Consider the following 15,973-nt stretch of genomic DNA (forward strand, 5'->3'; position numbering starts at 1 on the left):
TTCTTGAATCCTATATGTTTCGTCGATAATATGTCAATAAATTATTAATATTAATAAAAATAAATGATCGCCAAATCATTGACGAGTTATTAGCAAAGCGCGTGCCAGTTTTGCAGCGTGATCGCCACTTCAGACGCAAACACAGATACAGCAAGGCTTTAAGGAGGATATGGCGGGCTTCCCCGATGTTTCCTCAGCAAAACGTTCGGCCCTGATCGCACGGTTTATGTGCAAAGTGTCGATAATTCATCAACAAAAATGCACCTGAAAGTTCAATCGAGAAAGGCAATGCACCATGAATAAAGAGCAGACAACACTGGGGGAACAACGCTGGCAGTTCTGGATCGATCGCGGCGGCACGTTTACCGACATCGTTGCGCGCCAGCCCGACGGCACGCTGTTGACGCACAAGCTGCTGTCCGAGAATCCCGAGCAATACAAGGACGCGGCCGTGGCCGGCATCAAGCGCCTGCTTGGACTCAAACCCGATGAAGCGATCTCGCCGCAGCAGGTCGAAGCGGTGAAGATGGGCACCACCGTCGCCACCAATGCGCTGCTCGAGCGCAAGGGCGATCCGACCGTATTGGTGATCACCAAGGGCTTCCGCGACGCCTTGCGCATCGCGTATCAAAATCGTCCACGCCTGTTCGACCGCAACATCGTGCTGCCGGAATTGCTGTTTGAAAAAGTCGTGGAAGTCGATGAGCGTCTGAGCGCGCACGGCGACGTGGTACAGCCGCTCGACACGGTGTCGGTGCGCCAGGAATTGGCTGCCTTATATAAGGAGGGCTATCGCGCCGTCGCCATCGTGCTGATGCACGGCTACCGCTTTACTGCGCATGAAGAAAAGCTGGCGGAGATCGCCGCCGAACTCGGCTATACGCAAGTCTCGGTATCGCACGAAGTCAGCCCGATGATGAAGCTGGTCTCGCGCGGCGACACCACGGTGGTCGACGCGTATTTGTCGCCGATCCTGCGCCGCTACGTCGACCAGGTCGCTGGTGAAATGGACGGCGTGCGCCTGCTGTTCATGCAAAGCAACGGCGGCCTCACCGACGCCCATCGCTTCCAGGGCAAGGACTCGATCCTGTCCGGCCCGGCCGGCGGCATCGTCGGCATGGTGCGCACGGCAGAGACGGCCGGTTTCGACAAGATCATCGGCTTCGACATGGGCGGCACTTCGACTGACGTGTCGCACTATGCCGGCGAGTTCGAACGCGAATTTGAAACGCAAGTTGCCGGCGTGCGCATGCGCGCACCGATGATGAGCATCCATACGGTGGCGGCGGGCGGTGGCTCGATCCTGCATTTCGACGGTTCGCGCTACCGCGTCGGTCCCGACAGCGCCGGCGCCAATCCCGGCCCGGCCAGTTATCGCCGCGGCGGCCAGTTGGCGGTCACCGATTGCAACGTCATGCTGGGCAAGATCCAGCCGGCCTACTTCCCGAAAGTATTCGGCCCGGCTGCGGACGAAGCGCTCGACCGCGACGCTGTGGTGCGCAAGTTCACCGAATTGGCCGACCGCATCCATGCCGAAACCGGCAACCGCCGCACGCCGGAAGAAGTCGCCGAGGGCTTCATCGACATCGCCGTCGGCAACATGGCCAACGCGATCAAGTTCATCTCAGTGCAGCGCGGCCATGACGTCACCGACTACACCCTGACCACCTTCGGCGGCGCCGGCGGCCAGCATGCCTGCCTGGTTGCCGATGCGCTGGGCATGACGCGCGTGTTTGCGCATCCGTTCGCCGGCGTGCTGTCGGCTTACGGCATGGGACTGGCGGACCAGACCGCGATGCGCGAACAGGCGATGGAGTTGCCCTTGTCGACCGGCTCGGTCGGCACGCTCGATGCGGAACTGAACAAGCTCGCCACACAAGCCGCAGATGATCTGCTGGCGCAAGGCGTGATGCCGACACAGATCGACGTGATCAAGCGCGCCCATTTGCGCTACGACGGCACCGATTCGGTGATCGTGGTGGCCTTCGGCGATATCGCCGGCATGGTGGCGCAGTTCGAATCGGCCTACAAGAAGCGCTACTCTTTCCTGATGCCGGACAAGACCATGATCATCGAAGCCATTTCGGTGGAAGCGATCGGCGTATCCACCGACCGTGAAGAAAAGACCGAGCAGTTGCCGCCGCGCGACGGTGCACTCCAATCGACCGAAACCGTGCAGCTGTTCTCGGGCGGCCAGTGGCACGACACCGCACTGTACCGCCGTGAAGACATGCGTCCCGGCGACGTCGTGCACGGCCCTGCGATCATCGCGGAAAAGAACGCCACCAATATCGTCGAACCGGGCTGGCTGGCCGAAGTGACGCCGCTGAACCATCTGGTGATGCAGCGCTACCAGGCGCGCGTACAACGCAAAGCCATCGGCACCACAGCCGATCCGGTGATGCTGGAAGTGTTCAACAACCTGTTCATGAGCATCGCCGAGCAGATGGGCCTGCGCCTGCAGAACACCGCCTTCTCGGTCAACATCAAGGAGCGCCTGGACTTCTCGTGCGCGCTGTTCGACGCCCAGGGCAACCTGATCGCCAACGCGCCGCACATCCCGGTGCATCTGGGCTCGATGGGCGAAAGCATCCGCACCATCATCCGCGAGAACGCCGGCAAGATGCAGCCGGGCGACGTCTTCATGCTCAACGACCCTTACCACGGCGGTACGCACTTGCCGGACATCACGGTGATCACGCCGGCCTTCGACAAAGCCGGCAAGGACATCCTGTTCTACGTCGGCTCGCGCGGCCACCATTCGGATATCGGCGGCATCACGCCGGGTTCGATGCCGGCCAACAGCACCGTAGTGGAAGAAGAAGGCATCCTGATCAACAACTTCCAACTGGTGCGCGCGGGACGTTTCCTCGAACAGGAAACCGTGGCCTTGCTCGGCTCCGGTCCCTACCCTGCGCGCAACATCGCGCAGAACCTGGCCGACCTGCAGGCGCAGATCGCCGCCAACCAGAAGGGCGTCGACGAGTTGCTGAAGATGGTCGATCACTTCAGCCTGGAAGTGGTGCAGGCCTACATGGGCCACGTGCAGGACAACGCCGAAGAAGCCGTACGCCGCGTCATCACGCTGCTCAAGGACAGCAGCTATGACTACCGGCTCGACAACGGCGCGGTGATCAAGGTGGCGATCCGCGTCAACCACGCCGAACGCACCGCCGACATCGACTTCACCGGCACCTCGCCGCAGCTGAACAACAACTTCAACGCCCCCAGCGCGATCTGCATGGCGGCGGTGCTGTATGTGTTCCGCACGCTGGTGGACGATGAAATCCCGCTCAACGCCGGCTGCCTCAAACCACTCAACGTGATCATCCCGGAAGGCTCGATGCTGAACCCGCGCTATCCCGCGGCAGTGGTATCTGGCAACGTCGAGACCTCGAGCTGCATCACCAATGCGTTGTACGGCGCACTCGGTGTGCTGGCCTCGGCGCCGGGCACGATGAACAACTTCACCTTCGGCAACGGCGAGCATCAGTACTACGAAACCATCTCGGGCGGCTCCGGCGCCGGCCAGGGTTTCAACGGCACTGATGTGGTGCAGACGCACATGACCAACTCGCGCCTGACCGATCCGGAAATCCTCGAATGGCGTTATCCGGTTCGCCTGGAAAGCTATGAGATCCGCGAAAACTCGGGCGGCGCCGGTCAATGGCACGGCGGCAATGGCGGCGTGCGCAAGATCCGCTTCCTCGAAGCGATGACGGCCTCGATCCTGTCCAACAACCGCATCGTGCCGCCGTTCGGCGCAGCGGGAGGCGAGCCCGGCCAGTGCGGCCGCAACACCGTGATCCGCAAGGACGGCACCGAAGAAGAGCTGGGCTTCGTCGCCAGCATCGACGTGCAGCCGGGCGACGTGTTCGTGATCGCCACGCCGGGCGGCGGGGGTTATGGCAAGCCGGTCTGAAGTTGCAGCATTGATGTAAATCATTTCTCTTGAGCAGTCGTCCCTTTGCGGTATCTCCGTCACATGACGGGGGTACCGCTTTTTTATCAGGAAAAGACTGAGTGTTTACCCCTCATTTCCACGTTTTCGCACGCTTTTTGCATGCTAAGATTTTTCGACAAAAATACGTTTCAGTATGTTCTTGCAGGGCAATAAAAAGAGTGTGCTCAGGGAAATTTTTGTCCGCCTCCGGCGGGCATATCTAAAGGGGAATTCGTAGTGAACAACATGTCTTTGAAGCAGAAACTCTGGCTGCCGCTGGTCTTTGCCTGGATAGCGCTCTTTGCGCTGTCGCTGTGGAATATTTATGAAACCCGCAACCTGCAGATCGCCGATCGCCAGCACGCGCTGATCGACATCACCGAAATGTCCTACTCCATCGTGGCCGGCCTGCACAAGCAGTCGACCGAGGGAAAGATTTCCGCCGACGATGCCCGCAAGCAAGCCATCGCCCGCGTGGCCGACCAGCGCTACACCGGCAACGGCTACATCACATTGGTAGGCGCCGACTCGGTGGTGGCGATGCATCCGATGAGCCCCAAGCTCAACGGCAAGAACATGCTCGACTTCAAGGACGCCAAAGGCAACGAGCTCTACAAGATGATCGCCGCGACCGGTTCATCGGCCGCCGGCGAAGGCTTCCTCGAGTACTGGTGGCCGCGTCCGAATGAGACCAAACCCAGCCCCAAGATGGGCTTCGTCAAACGCTTCAAACCGTGGAACTGGGACTTCGTCGCCAGCGTATACCAGGATGACATTCAGGCCGACTTCTACCGCTCGCTGATCAAGGCCGGCATCGTGCTGCTGATCCTCGGCGCGGTCATGTCGGCGATCGCCACGCTGGTGGTGCGCAACATCTATCGCTCCATCGGCGGCGAACCCAGCGAAGCATCGCAGATCGCGCGCAAGATCGCAGAAGGCGACCTGACCGGCGTGATCGCCGTACGCAAGGGCGACGAGGCCAGCCTGGTGTCGTCCATCGCCTACACACGCGACCGCATGGTCGACACGGTCAACAACATCCTCAAGGCCACCGACTCGATCAAGGAATCGGTCGACGAGATCGCCCACGGCAACATGGACTTGTCCAACCGCACCGAAGAACAAGCCAGCTCGCTGGAAGAAACCGCCTCGGCGATGGAAGAAATCACCTCCACCGTGAAGCAAAACGCCGCCAACGCCAAGCAGGCCAGTGAACTCGCCGTGTCCGCCTCGGCGGTCGCCGAAGAAGGTGGTCACGTGGTCGAGAAAGTGGTGCAGACCATGGACTCGATCAACGCCTCGTCGAAGAAGATCGTCGAGATCATCAGCGTGATCGACGGCATTGCCTTCCAGACCAACATCCTGGCGTTGAACGCTGCGGTCGAAGCAGCGCGCGCCGGCGAACAGGGCCGCGGCTTTGCGGTTGTCGCCTCGGAAGTGCGCAGCCTGGCGCAACGCTCGGCCGCCGCCGCCAAGGAAATCAAATCGCTGATCGACGGCTCGGTACAGGAAGTGCGCGCCGGTTCCGACCTGGTCGGCCAGGCCGGCCAGACCATGAGCGAGGTGGTCGACAGCATCCGCAAGGTCAGCGACATGATCAAGGAAATCGCCGTCGCCAGCCATGAACAGAGCGAAGGCATCGACCAGGTCAACCTGGCCATCACGCAGATGGACGAAGTCACGCAGCAGAACGCCGCGCTGGTGGAAGAAGCCGCCGCCGCGTCGAAGTCGATGCAGCAGCAGGGCGACAACCTGGTGAAGGTGGTCGGCGTATTCAAACTCTGACGCAAACTCTGACGCTGACCTTCAGCCGTTCATGAAAAAAGCCCACGGCCTTGCGGTCGTGGGCTTTTTCTTTTTTGGAGTAGCTGAATTAGTAAGGTCCGCGAATCGCTGCGTGGATCTTGTCGCGATACAGCGTCGTCAGCTTCTGATGCAGTTCTGCCGGCAGCGGCGGCAAGGCCGATGCGCCCGCGTTCGACAACACCTGCGCCGGCGAACTGGCACCCGGGATGATCACCGACACGGCGTCGTGATCGAGGATCCAGCGCAGCGCCATCTGCGGCATGCTCATGCCGGCCGGGACCAGCGCGGCGATTTCCTGCGCCAGGTCGACGCCGGTGGCGAACTCCAGCCCGGCGAATGTTTCGCCGACATTGAACTGCTGGCCGTCGCGATTGAAGTTGCGATGATCGTCCGGCTTGAAGGTGGTGGCGCGCGTCATCTTGCCGCTCAGCAGGCCGCTGGCCAATGGCAACCGCACGATAATCCCGACGCCCTTTTCTTTTGCCTGCGGCAGCAATTCGGCCAGCGGCTTCTGGCGGAAAATGTTGAAGATGATCTGCAGCGAAGTCATGCCTTCCTGCTCCAGGCACAACAGGCCTTCTTCGACGGTTTCAACACTGGCGCCGAAGCGCGTGATCAGACCGTCATCGCGCAACTCGCGCATCCAGTCGAAAATCTTGCCGTCCTTGAGCACGGCCGGCGGCACACAGTGCAGTTGCGTCAGGTCGAGCTTGTCGACGCCGAGGCGTTCAAGCGAGCGCTGGGTCGCCGTGCGCACGGCCTCGCGGCTGTAGCCGTCCGGATAGATGGCGCCGCGTCCGAGCTTGGTGGCGACGGTGAGGTCTTTATGCGAGGTCAGGAATTGGCCGATCGAACGCTCGCTGGCGCCGTCGCCGTAGACGTCGGCGGTGTCGATGAAGCGCACGCCGGTAGCGTAGGCTTGCGCCAGCGTCTGCTGGGCGACGTCGTTGTCCCAGTCGCCACCCCAGCCTCCGCCCAGTTGCCAGCAGCCGAGGCCGACTTCGGGGACCGTCAGGCCGTCGCGGGCGAGTTTGCGTGTTTGCATGTGTTTGTCCTTGTGGTTGAAGCGTTGAGCCTGCGGCGCCGGATTGCGGCGCGCGGATGAGGCCGCCATGTTATGCCGGACGGGTGCGCGTTTCCAATGAATTATTGCGCGCGGGGAATACGGATTTCGGCATCGCTGCCTGAAAAATGAAAAAGGCCGCAAACCTGAAGCTTGCGGCCTTGTCCCGAAGGATGTTCTTCAGCGCGAGAAAAACGCAATCACACCATACACAAACCCGGCGAACGGCCCGACCACGACGATGGTGACCAGCAGCACTTCGGCCAGCACGTAGGCGATGGCGCCGGCGGCGATGCTCGACAGGTAGGCGGTAGCGCCCAGCGCACCCGGTACGAACAGGTTGATCAGCGCCAGCACGATGGCGGCGATGCCGAGGCCGACGATGACGTTGAACTTGGTGGGACGGTAAGGATTGAGCCAACGGAATGGCGGCGAGGCGTTTTGTTCGGTGGCGATGCTGTTCGACGTAGTGGACATGGCGATATCTGTAAGAGGCTAAAAAAGAAACGACGCCCTTGCACAGACGTCTTGTTGAACGATGATGACCGACATTATACGACGTTGCGGCCCATCGAAACAGCCCGACCGGCAAGACGGACTCGCCGGATTGTCAAGAAAATCCGAACAAAGACCGTCTCCGCGGCATCTCCACCGCCGTTGAATTGACGTTTATGTGCTGATGACGATTTCCGGCGCCTGCCCTTTTTGCAAGGCATCCTTCATGTCGAAGCCGGCGTCGAAATCATCCACCTGCACCGTGATGTTGCCGTAGTGGGCGAAATCGTCCAGCACCACGCGCTCGTCAATGCTGATCAGCCCCTGCTCCATCGCGCGCGCATTCCAGCGCCGCATCTCGATCAGGCTCTGCGGCATCGCCGGCAAAACGCCGTCCTTCACCGATTGCTTCAGGCGTGTTTCGATCTCATGCACTTGCGGCAACAGATTGAAGGCATGCTCGCCGCTGCCGAGAGGATCGGTCTTGAAGTCCGGTTGATACGCATCCGCCACCAGCCGGTCGCGCGCGGCGCCCGGCGTTTGCATCGCCAGCGCCACTTCGCTGGCGAGCAGGTCGGACGGCTTGCGGAACGACAGTCCGAGCGGGAACATCCAGATCCGCAGCGCAAAGGCGATGAAGGGATTGGGGAAGTTCTCGAGCACGTCGATGATGGCTTCCTGGGCGCGATGCAGCGCGTCCTGCACCGACCAGGCGACATACGGCAAGTCGGCGCTTTGGCGACCGTCGTCTTCGTAGCGCTTCAAGGTAGCCGAGATCAGGTAGAGCTGCGACAGCACGTCGCCGAGACGTCCGGAAATGCGTTCGCGGAATTTGAGCGAGCCGCCCAGCACGAACATCGAGACGTCGGTCAGCAGCGAGAAGCAGGCCGACACGCGCGCCACCGCGCGGAAGTAGACCCGCGTTTCTTCCGCCGCCTGGTTGGGCCCGGGCGCCGACGCCAGATAGCCGCCGCTGAGTCCGGCCACCAGCGAACGCGCCATGTTGGCTGCGACGAAGCTCAGATGGCCGAAGAAGGCCTGGTCGAAATCTTGCAGCGCGCGGTCGTGGTCGTCGTCGGCCGCCGCGGCCATTTCCTTGAGCACGTAGGGATGGCAACGGATCGCGCCCTGCCCGAAGATGATCAGGCAGCGCGTCAGGATGTTGGCGCCTTCGACCGTAATGGCGATCGGAATCTGCTGGTACACGCGCGCCAGGAAATTGCCCGGCCCCATGCAGATGCCCTTGCCGCCGATTACGTCCATGCCGTCGTTGACCAGCATGCGGCCGCGTTCGGTGACGTGGTATTTGGAGATCGCCGAAATCACCGACGGCTTCTCGCCGGCATCCACCGCCAGCGAGGACAACCGGCGCGTGGCGTCCATCATGTAGAGGTTGCCGCCCATGCGCGCGAGCGCTTCCTGGATGCCTTCGAACTTGCCGATGGCGATCTTGAACTGGCGCCGCATGGCGGTGTAGGCGCTGGTGCCGCGCACCGCCATCTTGGAAAAGCCGACGCTCGACGACGGCAGCGAAATCGCCCGCCCCGCCGCCAGGCATTCCATCAGCATGCGCCAGCCCTTGCCGACTTGCGCCTGGCCGCCGATGACCCAGTCGAGCGGGATGAAGACGTTGTCGCCCGAGGTCGGACCGTTCTGGAATACCGCGTTGAGCGGCCAGTGGCGACGCCCGGTGACCACGCCCGGATGGCTGGTCGGGATCAGCGCGCAGGTGATGCCAGGTTCGCTGTTGTCGCCCAGCAGGTGATCGGGATCGTGCGCGCGGAAGGCCAGGCCGAGCACGGTGGCGACCGGCGCCAGCGTGATGTAGCGTTTGTCCCAGGTAACCCGGAAACCGATGACTTCGCGTCCTTCATGCATGCCCTTGCAGACCACCCCGATATCGGGAATCGCTGCGGCGTCGGAGCCGGCGTAGGGGCTGGTGAGCGCAAAGCACGGGATCTCTTCGCCGCGTGCGAGACGCGGCAGGTAGTGGTTCTTTTGCTCTTCGGTGCCGTAGTGCAGCAGCAGTTCGGCCGGGCCCAGCGAGTTCGGCACCATCACCGAGATTGCCGCCACCGAACAGCGCGACGACAGCTTCATGATGACCTGCGAATGCATGTAGGCCGAGAACTGCTTGCCGCCGTATTGCTTGGGAATGATCATGCCGAGGAAGCCCTTGTCCTTGACGAACTGCCAGGCTTCCGGCTGCAGATCCTGCCACACGACCGAGGTGTCCCAGTCGCTGACCATGGCGCACAGCTGGGTGACTTCGTTGTCGAGGAAGGATTGTTCTTCGGCCGTCAGCGTGGGCGGCGGCAACTGCATCAGCTTGTTCCAGTCGGGCTTGCCGGAGAACAGCTCGGCGTCCCACCACACGGTGCCGGCTTCGATGGCGTCGCGTTCGGTAGCCGACATGCTCGGCAAGATCTTGCGGAAGATGTCGAGCGCCGGACGCGTGATCAGCGTCTGCCGCACCGACTTGATCGCCACCAGCAGGGTAGGCACGCACAACAGGATCGCCAGCAGGACGCAGGCGACCGCATTGGCCTGATCGGTCATGCCGCCTATCCATATCCAGGCCAGCTCGGCCACCAGCCAGGTCCATGCGCCGGCGCGCATCATCATCAACGCCAGGGCGCCCGCTACGAAAAGCACTAGCCACAAGATCATGTGAGTCTCCCGTTAAAATTTCTGTTGTCTGCATGGCAACGTCTTTGGATGACGTGCATGCTGCTTATGATTCAACGAAGATGCGCAACGATGATGCGGACGCATAGCCGGATATTCCCACAGAAGTTGCCGCTGCGGAAACCGCTGACATCCTCCCGGTACTTTCCTCGCATGCTCACGCATCGTCATGCATTGCTTCATGCAAGAGTGACCGCATTTCTTGGCAGAAATTCATTCTTGTCGGATTTCCGTCTTTGCGTCAGGACAGAAACCATTGCCGCTGCGCCGGGTCAATTACAATCTCGCCTATCCGGCAATCACGCAGCATTACACGCAGCAAAAAGGAAATCATCATGAAATGGGAAGGCAATCGCGAAAGCGACAACGTGGAAGACCGCCGCGGCGAGGGTTCGGGCGGCGGCGGCGGAGGCTTTTCCTTCGGCGGCGGCTCGATCGGCATCGGCGGCATCGCGGTGGCGCTGGTGGCGTCCTACTTCCTCGGCATCAATCCGATGACCGTCATCAACATGCTCAGCGGCGGTGGCGGCCAGCTCGCTCCCGTGCAGCAATCGGCGCCGGCGCACAAGCCGCCGCCGAACGACCAGATGGCGCGCTTCGTCTCGACCGTGCTGGCCGACACCGAAGACACCTGGGGGGAAATCTTCAAGGCCGGCGGCGCCACCTACGTGCGGCCGAAACTGGTGCTGTTCTCCGGCTCCACGCCGACCGCCTGCGGCGCCGGCCAGACCGCCACCGGACCGTTCTATTGTCCCGGCGACCAAAAGGTCTACATCGACCTCAGCTTCTATCAGTTGATGAAGCAGCGCTTCAACGTCTCCGGCAACTTTGCACAAGCGTATGTGATCGCGCATGAAGTCGGCCATCACGTGCAAAATCTGCTCGGCATTTCCGCCAAGGTCGACAAGGCCCGCCGCACCATGTCCGAGAAACAGTCCAACGCCTTGTCGGTGAAGCTCGAGTTGCAGGCGGATTGCTTCGCCGGCGTCTGGGCTTACCACGCCAATGAAGCGCGCCACATCATCGAAAACGGCGACGTCGAGGAAGCGCTCAACGCCGCCTCGGCCATCGGCGATGACGCCCTGCAACGGCAGGCGCGCGGCGAAGTGGTGCCGGACTCATTCACGCATGGCACCTCGGCGCAGCGCGTGAGCTGGTTCAAGCGCGGCGTCACCGAAGGCAAGGTGAGCGCCTGCAATACCTTCGAAGCAAAAAAACTCTGAAACTGATAAGGCTCACATGGAAATTTCCTACTGGTGCGTCCTGATCGCCGGCCTGCTGCCCATCCTCACGGTGTCGGTGGCGAAGTACGGCCGCCGCGATTTCGACAACGGCGAACCGCGCGCCTGGCTCGACAAGCAGACCGGCCTGCGCCGCCGTGCCGACTATGCGCACCGCAATCATTTCGAGGCGTTTCCCTTCTTTGCCGCGGCAGTGCTGGTAGCCCAGCAAACCGGCGTGGCGCAGGAGTGGATCGACGGACTTGCATTGGCCTTCATCGCTGCACGCGTGGTCTATACTGCGCTCTACCTGAACGACCTGCCGAGCCTGCGCTCGCTGTCGTGGACCGTCGGCTATGCCTGCGTCCTCGGCCTGTTCGCCGTTTCCGCCCTTCACCTGTAAACACATGAGCAATCCCGACCTGCAAATCCTGCACGACGCGCTGAATGAGCTGCGCGACGGCGACATCAACGTCACCGCTTTCTGCAGCGCCTGGCGCGCGCAGACCGACCTGATCAAGCGCCTGCCGCCGCGCTACGAAGAAGTCGCCGAAGACCTGCTCGGCCGGCTCGAAGCGGGCAGCCTGTTCACCGAAGAAAGCTGCTCCTTCAGCCAGGAAGACTTGCTCGACAACCTGGCGCTCTGGCTGCACAAGGCCGAGAAGACCCTGGTCTGAAACACTCTCACTGAACACCACTACAAGGTAGATATGCAACACCTGGAATTCGAACTGCAAGGCCCCTACGTTGAACTGAACCAGTTGCTGAAACTGGTCGGCATCTGCGACAGCGGCGGCGCCGGCAAGGCGATCGTCGCCGACGGCAACGTCAAGGTCGACGGCCGGCAGGAGCTGCGCAAGACTTGCAAGATCACTGCGGGCCAAACCGTGCAGCTGGGCGATGTACGCATCCGCGTGCTGGCCGAATCAGCGGCGAAATGATGGCGGCCGACAACATCGGATCCATCGAATCAGTCCTGGTGTTCTGGTTCGGCGCCGACGCCGCCGGCAACGATGCCAATACCGTGGCCGGTCGTCAGTCCGGTTTGTGGTGGGGCAAGGACGCCGCTGTCGACCAGACCATCAAGACGCGCTTCGAAGCCAGCCTGCTGGCCGCGCGCGACAACAAGCTGGACGACTGGGCCGAAAGCCCGGCCGGCCTGCTGGCGCTGATCCTGTTGCTGGACCAGTTCCCGCGCAATATTTATCGCGACAGTGCGACCGCGTTCGACTTCGATGAACTGGCGCGCCAGTGCTGTCATCTGGGTCTGGCGCAGGGATACGATCAACAGTTGCCGCCGCTGCAGCGCGTGTTCTTTTACCTGCCGCTGGAGCATTCGGAAGACGTTGAGGATCAGGAACACTGCGTGCAATTGTTCCGCGCACTGGCGAAACAAATTGCCAAAGATGATCCGGCGTCCAGGGAGACCTTCGACGGCTATCTCAAGTTTGCCGACCGCCATCACGCCATCGTTGCGCGCTTTGGTCGCTTCCCCCATCGCAACGCAATCCTTGGCAGGGACTCCACGGCGGAAGAAATCGCGTTTCTGAAAGAACCGCATTCCTCATTCTAAATTCACATAAGGATGTGAATATTTATTCGTTCTGACGCATATAGTGTCGGTGCTAAGCTCCATTCCATCGTAGCAAGCCTGATGGAATGGAGAATCCCGATGACCGACGTCACCACCCCTGTATCCGCCCCCGCCGAAGCACGCACTGCCGCCGTCACCGACCTGCAGGCCTATCGCCGGCAGCGCGCCACGCGCCAGACTGCACAGCAATTGACCGCTTCGTATTTCCCAAGCACCCATGACGGCTGGTCGCTGTCGGCATTCCATCCTTTTGCGGCTGCGGCGCGCACCAACCTGCGCTGAAGAGAATCCCACCATGACCGCTGAATTGCGCATTGCCGAACCCGCACCGCACCTGCATGCCGTACCGCCGCAGGCTCCCGGCAACGACATCGAAGATATCGTCGCCGACAACCTGTCGCGGCTGCGCGCGCTGCGCCATCTTTCGCTGGACGGCCTGGCGCGCAAGTCCGGCGTGAGCCGCGCCATGCTGGCGCAGATCGAATCCGGCCGCAGCGTGCCAACCATTCGCGTGCTGCAACGCGTGGCGTCGGCCCTGCAGGTCTCGGTGTCGGCCTTCCTGCGTAACTTCGCGCCGCAAGGACTTGTCGTATTGCCGGTGCAGGATTCGCCGCGCACGGTCAGCGGCAATGGCCGCTTTTCCAGCCGCAGTCTGTATCCGGCAGGTGAGCGCCGTTTCGAATTCCATGAACTGAAGCTGGATGCGTTGTCGACCGAACATCTGCAGGCGCTGGTGCCAGGTGCACAAAAGAACCTGGTCATCACACACGGCACACTGGAGATCCAGATCAACGACCATCGTCAGCTGCTCGGCACCGGCGACGCCATCTTCTTCGATGCCGACCATGCGCACAGCTATCGCAATCCGGCCAACGTCGATGCGATCGCCTACGTGGTCACGCAATATCCGGAGACGCGCACGGTGTAGGTTCGCCGGTGTACTCCCGATAGAAAGCCCCGCTGATGCGGGGCTTTTTGCTATTGCGGGCGGCCGCAGGGCGACATCATTCTTCCATGCTTGTCGAGATGCAACGCCGAATATCGCTAGAAAATATAAATAGATACTTCAGGTAATCGGGAAATCGTCGCTTCTGCCCGATTTTCCACAGCCAAACCGGCGCAACAATTCTCAAACACCTGCAAAATCTTGCCTTTCCGACATGAAAATCGGTGAGGCTACATGATCAGGACCTCTTCCACTTCTCCCCCACCCATGCCGTATTCTTCCCAGCGCGGATTCACGCTGGTGGAAGTGCTGGCGGCGATTTTCATCCTGGCGCTGGCCGCTTCGGGCGTCGCGGCCATGCAGCTGCACGCCTTGCGCACTGCGCAACACAGCGCTTACCAATCGGCCGCACTGCAATTGGCCATTGAACTGGCCGAGTTGCTGCGCGCCGAGGCCCAGCCGACGTCCTACCAATTCGAATACAAGGCCACCGTTGCGCCATCCGTGGCCTGCGCACGAGCCGACTGCGACCTTGCCGCCTGGAAGCAACGCCTGGCGGAAGCCTTGCCGCGCGCACGCGTGGTGGTCTGCACCGACAACGCGCCGGTCCTCAATGACACGCTGCGCTGGGCCTGCAGCGGCGCCGGCGGTCCTTTGCTGATCAAGATCGGCTGGGCGTTGCGGGAGCCGGGGCCGACATCCGCCGCGCAATCCGAGCCTCCGCCATTCCTGGCGCTGCCGGTGGAGCGATAAATGCGCCGCCATCAGCAGGGCCTGACCTTGATCGAACTGATGATCGCCATGGCGCTCGGCATGGGCGTGGTGCTGGCCGCAGTGGCGCTGATGCAGGCGGCACGATCGACCTACCTGAGCGTGGCCGACAGCGCCCAGGTCCAGGAAAACGGCCGTTATGCGCTGGACCTGATCGCGCGCACCGTGCGGCAGGCGAACTACGTGCCGCAAGATAATCCGGCGTTCCTGCGCAATGACCTCAGCGGCCTGGAGCCGGGCGTCTTCGGCATCGACAACGCCAGAGTGAGCGAACATTCGACCGGCTTGTCGTCGCCTTCCGCCAATCGCGATGCCCATGGCAGCGATTTGCTGGCGATACGTTTCTTTGGATCAGGTCCCAGGAATCAGCCGGACAACGACATGCTCAATTGTGCCGGCTTCGCAGTCCCCGGCCCCAACGGTGCCACCTCGTTATCGGACCTTGAAGAGGTGCGCGGCCAGAGCATCTTTTACGTGGCGCCCGACAGCACCGGCGAACCGGAACTGCGCTGCAAGTACTTCACGCGCGACGGCGGCTGGAGCGCTGCCGCCATCGTGCGCGGCGTCGAGTCCTTTCAGGTGCTGTACGGCGTGCGCAGTGCCGGAAGCGAGCTTGACTATGTGAATGCAACGCGTATCGGTACGCGCTGGCGCGATGTTGCGGCGGTCAGGATCGCGCTGCTGGCGCGCGGCGAGCGCAATGTTCGGGACGGCGGCGCAGCGGTCGTGCATCGCCTGTTCGGCCCGGCATATCAGGATGGCGGCGACGCCGGCGCCATGATCGACGAAACGAGGCTGGCGCCCGCTGTGCGGCAACGCATCCGCAAAGTTTTCCAGACCACCATCTGGCTGCGCAATTCCGCGCCATGAATACCACACATCGCCAACGCGGCGCCTCGCTGCTGATCGTCTTGCTGATGCTGGTGGTGGTGATGCTGTTCGGCGTTTCCGCCGCACAGCTCACGCTCATGAACGAGAAGTCATCGCGCAACGACCGCGACCGCCACATCGCCTTCCAGGCTGCCGAGGCTGGGCTGCGCGATGCCGAACGCGACATTGCCGGCGGTCGGGTTGCACCGGAAGTTTTTCCTGACCAGGCGGGTGCTTGTCACGACATCGGCGCGCACAGCGGACTGTGCCTGGCTACTGCCAACGCGGCGCCGTGGCGGCTCATCGATTTCAGCGCACCGTCGCCGTCGGTGCGCTACGGCCAGTTCACGGGATTGAGCTTTCCGCACGGCGCGGCGTCGCTGCCGGCGCAACCGCCACGCTACCTGATTGAATTGCTCAGGCTGACGACGGCAGACCGGCAAGCCGCAGTGCGCTATCGCGTCACGGCCGTCGGCTTCGGCCCGAACTCAGGCACGCAGGTCATGCTGCAAACCGTACTCGATGTCGCCAAGCCATTCCCTCGACTTTCCTGGCGAGAAATCAACAACTGAACTGC

Annotated in this window: 15 protein-coding genes; 12 read left to right on the top strand and 3 right to left on the bottom strand. The window is 61.8% G+C overall.

Features of this window, described 5'->3' with window-relative positions:
• Positions 1 to 295 precede the first annotated feature (295 nt).
• Both E4P32_RS16100 and E4P32_RS16105 read left to right on the top strand, forming a co-directional pair.
• A complete protein-coding gene (locus E4P32_RS16100; RefSeq protein ID WP_116434842.1) occupies positions 296 to 3,922 on the top strand; it encodes a hydantoinase B/oxoprolinase family protein in 3,627 nt (1,208 codons plus the stop codon).
• A gap of 258 nt (positions 3,923 to 4,180) precedes the next feature.
• A complete protein-coding gene (locus tag E4P32_RS16105) occupies positions 4,181 to 5,728 on the top strand; it encodes a methyl-accepting chemotaxis protein (RefSeq protein WP_116434841.1) in 1,548 nt (515 codons plus the stop codon).
• Between the two features lie 88 nt (positions 5,729 to 5,816).
• Here E4P32_RS16105 and E4P32_RS16110 read toward each other — a convergent pair whose 3' ends face one another.
• The 3 genes from E4P32_RS16110 to E4P32_RS16120 form a co-directional block, all read right to left on the bottom strand.
• Complete coding sequence (locus E4P32_RS16110) at positions 5,817 to 6,794, bottom strand: aldo/keto reductase (RefSeq protein ID WP_116435302.1); 978 nt, start codon at positions 6,792 to 6,794, stop codon at positions 5,817 to 5,819.
• A 198-nt stretch (positions 6,795 to 6,992) separates the two neighbouring features.
• Entirely contained in the window at positions 6,993 to 7,289 is a 297-nt protein-coding gene (locus tag E4P32_RS16115) for a hypothetical protein (protein WP_116434840.1), read from the bottom strand.
• A 192-nt stretch (positions 7,290 to 7,481) separates the two neighbouring features.
• The gene (locus tag E4P32_RS16120) at positions 7,482 to 9,977 is read right to left on the bottom strand and encodes an acyl-CoA dehydrogenase (RefSeq protein ID WP_116434839.1); all 2,496 of its coding nucleotides are present in this window, start codon (positions 9,975 to 9,977) and stop codon (positions 7,482 to 7,484) included.
• A gap of 353 nt (positions 9,978 to 10,330) precedes the next feature.
• Here E4P32_RS16120 and E4P32_RS16125 point away from each other — a divergent pair, with 353 nt between their 5' ends.
• The 10 genes from E4P32_RS16125 (at position 10,331) to E4P32_RS16170 (ending at position 15,968) form a co-directional block, all read left to right on the top strand.
• Positions 10,331 to 11,218, top strand: a complete 888-nt coding sequence (locus tag E4P32_RS16125; protein WP_116434838.1) for a neutral zinc metallopeptidase — start codon at positions 10,331 to 10,333, stop codon at positions 11,216 to 11,218.
• Between the two features lie 16 nt (positions 11,219 to 11,234).
• A complete protein-coding gene (locus E4P32_RS16130; RefSeq protein WP_116434837.1) occupies positions 11,235 to 11,618 on the top strand; it encodes an MAPEG family protein in 384 nt (127 codons plus the stop codon).
• Between the two features lie 4 nt (positions 11,619 to 11,622).
• Positions 11,623 to 11,892: a hypothetical protein gene (locus E4P32_RS16135; RefSeq protein ID WP_116434836.1), complete on the top strand. Its 270-nt coding sequence runs from the start codon at positions 11,623 to 11,625 to the stop codon at positions 11,890 to 11,892.
• 33 nt (positions 11,893 to 11,925) lie between these two features.
• Complete coding sequence (locus tag E4P32_RS16140; RefSeq protein WP_116434835.1) at positions 11,926 to 12,156, top strand: RNA-binding S4 domain-containing protein; 231 nt, start codon at positions 11,926 to 11,928, stop codon at positions 12,154 to 12,156.
• The gene (locus tag E4P32_RS16145) at positions 12,153 to 12,788 is read left to right on the top strand and encodes a DUF924 family protein (RefSeq protein WP_116434834.1); all 636 of its coding nucleotides are present in this window, start codon (positions 12,153 to 12,155) and stop codon (positions 12,786 to 12,788) included. The genes E4P32_RS16140 and E4P32_RS16145 overlap by 4 nt, the downstream gene beginning before the upstream one ends.
• 81 nt (positions 12,789 to 12,869) lie before the next feature.
• Positions 12,870 to 13,091, top strand: coding sequence for a hypothetical protein (locus E4P32_RS16150; RefSeq protein ID WP_135008755.1), 222 nt, complete (start codon positions 12,870 to 12,872; stop codon positions 13,089 to 13,091).
• A gap of 13 nt (positions 13,092 to 13,104) precedes the next feature.
• Entirely contained in the window at positions 13,105 to 13,737 is a 633-nt protein-coding gene (locus E4P32_RS16155) for an XRE family transcriptional regulator (RefSeq protein ID WP_116434832.1), read from the top strand.
• Between the two features lie 252 nt (positions 13,738 to 13,989).
• The gene (gene pilV, locus E4P32_RS16160) at positions 13,990 to 14,508 is read left to right on the top strand and encodes a type IV pilus modification protein PilV (protein ID WP_116434831.1); all 519 of its coding nucleotides are present in this window, start codon (positions 13,990 to 13,992) and stop codon (positions 14,506 to 14,508) included.
• Entirely contained in the window at positions 14,509 to 15,396 is an 888-nt protein-coding gene (locus E4P32_RS16165; RefSeq protein WP_116434830.1) for a PilW family protein, read from the top strand.
• Positions 15,393 to 15,968 carry a PilX N-terminal domain-containing pilus assembly protein gene (locus E4P32_RS16170; protein ID WP_116434829.1) on the top strand — a complete coding sequence of 192 codons (576 nt, stop codon included), beginning with the start codon at positions 15,393 to 15,395 and terminating at the stop codon, positions 15,966 to 15,968. The genes E4P32_RS16165 and E4P32_RS16170 overlap by 4 nt, the downstream gene beginning before the upstream one ends.
• The last annotated feature ends 5 nt before the right edge of the window (positions 15,969 to 15,973 follow it).

The sequence above is a fragment of the Herbaspirillum sp. 3R11 genome, from assembly GCF_004563925.1.
In the GTDB taxonomy this organism is placed as follows: Bacteria; Pseudomonadota; Gammaproteobacteria; order Burkholderiales; family Burkholderiaceae_D; genus Herbaspirillum.